Genomic DNA, 5,344 nt, shown 5'->3' with positions numbered 1-5,344 from the left:
GGGGTAGTCGCTGGGTCTGCGGGTCTTGCGGGGTGCGGTGCGGTCGGGGCGGTCGCGGATGGTCAGTCGTGGGTCGCAGATCTCGAGGAGGAACGCGAGGAGTGCCTGATCAGGGGGGGAAAGCCGCGGTTCGGATGGAGTCGGACGCGGCGGTGAGGGCCCGGCGGAAGCTGATCTTTTCGGGTGGGGTGCCGGTGGTGTCGGCGGCGATGCCGATGAGGCGGGCGAGGGCCTGGTAGACGGCGAACAGGGCCCACATCTCCTGGGCGACGCCTTCGGGGTCCTTGCTGCGCAGGACGGGTCGTCCTTCGCCGAGGTCGGTCTTGTGGTGGCCGATCACGGTCTCGCATCCCCATCGCGTCGGGTAGGCGCAGGCCAGGTCGAGCATGGGCCATTCCTGCGGGTCGAGAAGGTCGGTGACCAGGCAGAACAGTTCGGAGGCCGTCTCGGTGTCGCCGGTGGTGGAGTGCACCGTGTACTCGATCACCCGCACCGTCAGCGGCGGCCCGTCCGTCGCACGGGCCGCTGTGAGTTCGGCGAGGTAGGTGCCGTCGTCGAGGATCTGGACCGGGGCCAGCGTGAAAGTCGCCTTCGCGCGCCACAGCAGGTGCGCCCCGGTGGCCAGGACCTCTCGGGCGAGCCGGTAGGACAGAAAGTTACGGTCCGCCAGGGTGATCATGCCTGGGCCCAGATCGGGCAGCAGATCGCGGGCCAGCGACGGCTCCCCGGTCGTCCACGGGCCGAACGACGCCCCCACCAAGGCGCCGGTGGCGGCCTCGGCGGCGATGACCCAGCGGACCTTCGGGAACGGCGCCGACCCGCCCCCGTTCGATGGACCGCCGAAGAACGCCCGGTTCGCCTTCGTGTCCAGCCTGGGAGAACTCACCCTGACGCCCTACGGCACGGGAGTCTCCCGCCTTCCCGACGGGCTGCCTTTCTGATCGTCCCGTCAGACCGGTAGGGAGCGTGGGGGCCGGCGCGCGCCGGCCCTCACGCAGTCACTGCTCAAGGCGGGCACGCAGGACCTTTTGTCGATCTTGCCGATGGCGGTCAGCGGCATCGCATCGACGACGAGCAGTCGGTCGGGCTCGGCCTGGTCGCCACCGAGGCCGCCAGCTACGGCATGCCGCTGCTCGTCGGCAGCCACACCGGCGTCGGGCAGTTCCTCGCGAACCCCGACGCGCTCCCCGGCCATCTCGGCGCACCCTCCGTCATCCCCTGCCGGAGCACGAACGTCACGCTCTGGGCCGACCGCGCACAGCAAATCCTAGCGGACCTGCCCGCCGCCCGCCGCCGCGCGGCAGCCCTGCGCGCCCACCTGGTCTCCGAGTTCACTGGGAGAAGGCCGGCACACTGATGATGCAGGCCCTCGGCTCCGCACCCACCCGCGCCGCCAAACCGCGCCCGCGGCGGGCGCTCCACGCCGCCCTCGCGGCGGCCTACCCGGACGCCGCCCGGCCAAGCGCCGCAGCAGGACCCGCCACAGCACCGTCCCCAGGCTCGGCATCGCGCCCCCCGGCCAGGCCCGGCCAAGAAGCAGGTGACGCGAGCCACCGCCGTGCACGCCAGTTCAAACATCAGCGCAGACGCGTTCGGACATCGACACCGGCCAGCCGTCGCCGAACCGCCCCGCAGCGTCGACAACCCGCGTCGGAAAACAACGTCGTCAAACGTTCGTGTCGGGTATTTTCGGCGCCGTGCTGATCGGATACGCGCGGGTCTCCACCGCCGACCAGAACCCTGATCATCAGATCGACGCCCTGGAACGCGCCGGCGTCGCCCGGCGCGACATCCACGTCGACATCGCCTCCGGCGCGAAGGCGTCCCGGCCGAAGTTCGACCTCGTGATACAGCTGCTGCGCGCCGGGGACACGTTGAAGGTCACCCGGCTGGACCGGCTCGGCCGCTCCCTGCTGCACCTGGTCACCCTCGGCGCCGAACTCACCGAACGCGAGGTCGGGCTGCACGTCGTCGAGCAGGGCATCGACACCGCCACCGCCGAAGGCCGCGCCATGTTCGGCATGCTCTCCGTGCTCGCCGAGTACCAGCGCGAACTCATCGTCGCCAACACCCGCGACGGCCTCGCCGCCGCCCGCGCCCGCGGCCGCACCGGCGGTCGCCGACCCCGCCTCACCACCGACCAGGCCACGCTCGCCCAGCAGCTCTATGACGCCGGCCAGCACACCGTCAGCCAGATCGCCGACATGTTCGGCGTCCCCCGCTCCACCGTCTACGGCCATCTCGACCCCGCCAGCATCGGCAAGCGACCGGCCGTCGCCGGCTCGACACGAGACGGTGCGGCGTGAGCGCGGATCTGGTCAGTCGGCAGACCCGGAACCTGTTCCGGAGCCTCATGACCGGCAGCACGTACGGGGAGATCGACAGGGCATTCCAGGACGAGGGCTTCGCCCCGAGCACCACCTGCACCTACGAGGACAGCAGCGTTCGGCGCACCCGGACCCAGGAGTACCTCGAATCCGTCGACTGGACGGACCCCAACCACGTCATCCGGGTGCTCCGGGTCTTCGAGTGGCTGCTCCACGGCTTCGAAGCCCCCTACACGGACAGGTTCCTCAACTCCCTGCGCCGCGACGGGTACCTCATCGACAAGGACACCGGTCACATCACGCCCGCGGGCCCCCGCTTCACCGTCGACTCGCTCGCGAACCTCAAAGACCCCTCGGCGATCCGGGAGCACCTCGACCGCATCCAACGAGCGGTCATCGACGACCCAGCTCTCGCGATCGGCAGCGCCAAGGAACTCATCGAGAGCACCGCCAAGGTCGTCCTGACCGAACGTGGTCTGCCGGTCAACGACAAGGACGACGTCCCCGCGCTCATCCGCCAGGCTCAGCAAGCTCTCGACCTACACCCCTCGGCTGTCACACCCGGGCCCGACGGCAGCGAGGCAGTGAAGAAGATCCTCGGCGCGGTCTCCGGAGTCGCAGTGGGCGTCGCCGAGCTCCGCAACCGCGCTGGCACCGGCCACGGCCCGGCCGCCACCCGCGCCGGCCTGCGCCCCCGCCACGCCCACCTTGCGGTCAACGCCGCACTCACCTGGTGCCAGCTCGTCCTCGACACCCTCGCCGACCCCGAAGCCCCCTGGCGCAAGAACCCTGATCATCGCTAGCGCCAACGGCTGCACGGATCCTCCTCGGACCCCGACACAACGAGACCGGGACAAACCGTGGGAGGCTACGCCGCGTTCATGATCGGGCCGGCGACTGCCCGGTCGGGGCTGCTGCTGAGGTACCAGCAGCGGGCGAGGTCGCAGCTCTGACAACAAACATCGGGGCCGTCGGGCGCCGCTTGCCCCGGCCGGCTGCAGCCTCTACTGGCTTTGGGCTGCGGATGCGTCTGTCCCGGTCGTCGGGGTGAGCTGCAGGTAGATGTTCTCGCTGTCAGTGCACTCAAAATGCGCTACGGGGTCGACGCCGGTGCCGATCGCGGCTCGCAGCTCGGCTGTGTTGGTCAGGCGCACACGCGGGGCGGTGACGGTGAGCAGGCCGAGTTCGATCTGGTGCGGGCCGCAAGTCACCCCGTAGCCGATCTGTCCGGTGCACGCGGTGGGCTCGGTGGGGACCAGGTCCAGGAACGCCTCGATCCGGTCTTTCTTGACCGTCAGGTCAATGCCCGTGCTTCCGGCGGTTATCTGCTGTCCGGCGAGCAGGTGGGCGGCATCGATGAGGTCGCGGGCGTCCGCCCGGGTGAGGTCGTCCGGGATCGGGAAGAGTATCCCGCTGTAGTTCTGCAGCTTCTCCAACGCGTCGATCAGCTCGCCGAAGAGTCGTGCAGCGGCGAGGAACCGCTCCATGTTGGTGGTGGCTTGCCGAGCGACGTTCCGGTCGTCGATGCGGATCTCGAGCCGGTCTCCGGGGTCGGTGCGGGTGAACATCTCGTAGGCCGGACGCAGTGCGTAGGGATACCTTCCTGCGCCGCCTCGTGCCCTGATCTGCACGGACACCGAGCTGCCCTGTTCTGGACGGTCGACAGTGATCGTCACTACGAATGTTCCAGTGGGGTCGTGCCCCGTCACCCGGACACCTTTCAGTCCCGTGGTCACCGGGTCCATCTGCAGCGGAAGCCGGTGCTTGACCTGTCCTGACGGTGCCACGATGACCATTTGGTAGGTCAGGGTGTCGTCCGCCTGGCCGGCGACAGAGGTGATCCGTAGCCGTTCGGCCGGGACGCCGGTGTCGAACAGCGCCTGGCTCTGGGGGGAGGCCACCACCTCGAAGTTCGCCACGTACCTGCCGTCGACCTCGGCGTCGCCGCCGTAGTCGACGACGGTGTCCAGCTGTCGCCGCGCCTCGTCCGCGTGTGCATCCCCGTCGGGGAAGTCGAAGCTGGCGCGCAGTTGTACGGGGTCGAGCGCTGCGGCGCCCGGGAAGCGCTCCCGAAAGGTAATGACGACCTCGTCGGGGCCGGTGGAGAAATCCGGCCGCCAGCAGGCGGACAGGTCCTGAGCACGGCGAGACAGCGCCGCCATCCGGGCGACCGCGTCCGCACCGGACGTCATGGCCTGCTGCTCGAGCCCGAACTCCCTGGCCAGTTGCAGCAGCTGGTAGCTGTCTCCTTCGACGAAGCGGCGCAAGTACTCGCGCTTGGCGAACTGGAGGTCGAGCCACCTCCGACCCAGCCATTCGAGTTTCACCGCGGGGTGGTCGGCGACGAGGGCGTCGAACCAGGTTTCCTCGCCGGGGGAGTGGTCGGTCGGAAGAACGAGCACCCAGCGGACCGGGTCGTGCAGGATGGCCCGGTCGAGCGACTTTTTGATCTGTCCCCGCTGGCCGGAACTGAGTCGACTCCGCTGGCTGGAAGTGGGCTGGTCTTCGGCGAAGGACTTGATCTCGAAGATGGTCAGACCGTCCGGGGAGTCCCACCGTACGTCGCGGCCCCTGTCACCGCCTCTGCCGTCGATCGGTCTCGCTCCCGGGTGCAGCTCGACGAGGAGGATCTTGATTGCTTTCTCGATCGTGTCCGGGTCGAGGCGCGACCAGTCGATGAAGCTCATCTTTTACCTGTCTGGAGAGTGGTTGCCGCCTGCTGTCGTGAGGTGGCGGTAGATGGTGGGGCGGGTAACGCCGAACTCGTCGGCGATCTGCTGGACGGTGTGAGTGCGCTTTCCGTCGGGTCCGGTCTCTTCGTACATCTCTTGCGCGAGCTGCACCTGCCGGGGGCCGAGCTTAGGTTTCTGGCCGCCGGTGCGGCCGCGGGCGGCCGCGAGGCCGTCCATCGTCCGTTCGGACATCAGCGCGTGTTCGAACTCGGCGATCGCGCCAAGGATCTGGAAGAACATCCGGCCGACTGCGGTGGAGGTGTCAATGCCCTGGTCGAACACGAC

The 5,344-nt window shown here is 69.1% G+C and carries 7 protein-coding genes; 3 read left to right on the top strand and 4 right to left on the bottom strand.

The window, feature by feature from the left end; genetic code table 11:
• Window positions 1-109: 109 nt before the first annotated feature.
• Entirely contained in the window at window positions 110-886 is a 777-nt protein-coding gene (locus tag AC5LUJ_RS23055) for a transposase (RefSeq protein ID WP_493465757.1), read from the bottom strand.
• Window positions 887-949: 63 nt separating this feature from the next.
• Entirely contained in the window at window positions 950-1,195 is a 246-nt protein-coding gene (locus tag AC5LUJ_RS23050; protein WP_493465758.1) for a hypothetical protein, read from the bottom strand.
• Here AC5LUJ_RS23050 and AC5LUJ_RS23045 point away from each other — a divergent pair.
• The 3 genes from AC5LUJ_RS23045 (at window position 1,124) to AC5LUJ_RS23035 (ending at window position 3,130) form a co-directional block, all read left to right on the top strand.
• Window positions 1,124-1,357 (top strand): hypothetical protein, encoded by a 234-nt coding sequence (locus AC5LUJ_RS23045; RefSeq protein WP_493465756.1) that lies wholly within the window; start codon window positions 1,124-1,126, stop codon window positions 1,355-1,357. The genes AC5LUJ_RS23050 and AC5LUJ_RS23045 overlap by 72 nt on opposite strands.
• 319 nt (window positions 1,358-1,676) lie before the next feature.
• Window positions 1,677-2,306, top strand: a complete 630-nt coding sequence (locus AC5LUJ_RS23040; RefSeq protein ID WP_493465755.1) for a recombinase family protein — start codon at window positions 1,677-1,679, stop codon at window positions 2,304-2,306.
• A 47-nt stretch (window positions 2,307-2,353) separates the two neighbouring features.
• Window positions 2,354-3,130, top strand: coding sequence for an abortive infection family protein (locus AC5LUJ_RS23035; RefSeq protein WP_493465754.1), 777 nt, complete (start codon window positions 2,354-2,356; stop codon window positions 3,128-3,130).
• A 201-nt stretch (window positions 3,131-3,331) separates the two neighbouring features.
• Here the strand turns inward: AC5LUJ_RS23035 and AC5LUJ_RS23030 are convergent, their stop codons facing one another.
• Together AC5LUJ_RS23030 and AC5LUJ_RS23025 are read right to left on the bottom strand one after the other, a co-directional pair.
• Complete coding sequence (locus AC5LUJ_RS23030; RefSeq protein WP_493465753.1) at window positions 3,332-5,014, bottom strand: hypothetical protein; 1,683 nt, start codon at window positions 5,012-5,014, stop codon at window positions 3,332-3,334.
• Window positions 5,015-5,017: 3 nt separating this feature from the next.
• Window positions 5,018-5,344, bottom strand: a 327-nt coding sequence (locus AC5LUJ_RS23025) for a recombinase family protein (RefSeq protein ID WP_493465752.1), incomplete at its 5' end; no start/stop codon positions are given.

The organism is Protofrankia sp. CiP1_Cm_nod3, assembly GCF_982290655.1.
The sequence above is the reverse complement of the archived record's forward strand: the minus strand, read 5'-3'. Positions and strand labels throughout refer to the sequence as shown.

Coding starts and splice junctions, on each gene's coding strand:
- AC5LUJ_RS23050 (WP_493465758.1), bottom strand. CDS start 1,195: ATGGCCGGGGAGCGCGTCGGGGTTCGCGAGGAACTGCCCGACGCCGGT.
- AC5LUJ_RS23035 (WP_493465754.1), top strand. CDS start 2,354: ATGACCGGCAGCACGTACGGGGAGATCGACAGGGCATTCCAGGACGAG.
- AC5LUJ_RS23030 (WP_493465753.1), bottom strand. CDS start 5,014: ATGAGCTTCATCGACTGGTCGCGCCTCGACCCGGACACGATCGAGAAA.
- AC5LUJ_RS23045 (WP_493465756.1), top strand. CDS start 1,124: ATGCCGCTGCTCGTCGGCAGCCACACCGGCGTCGGGCAGTTCCTCGCG.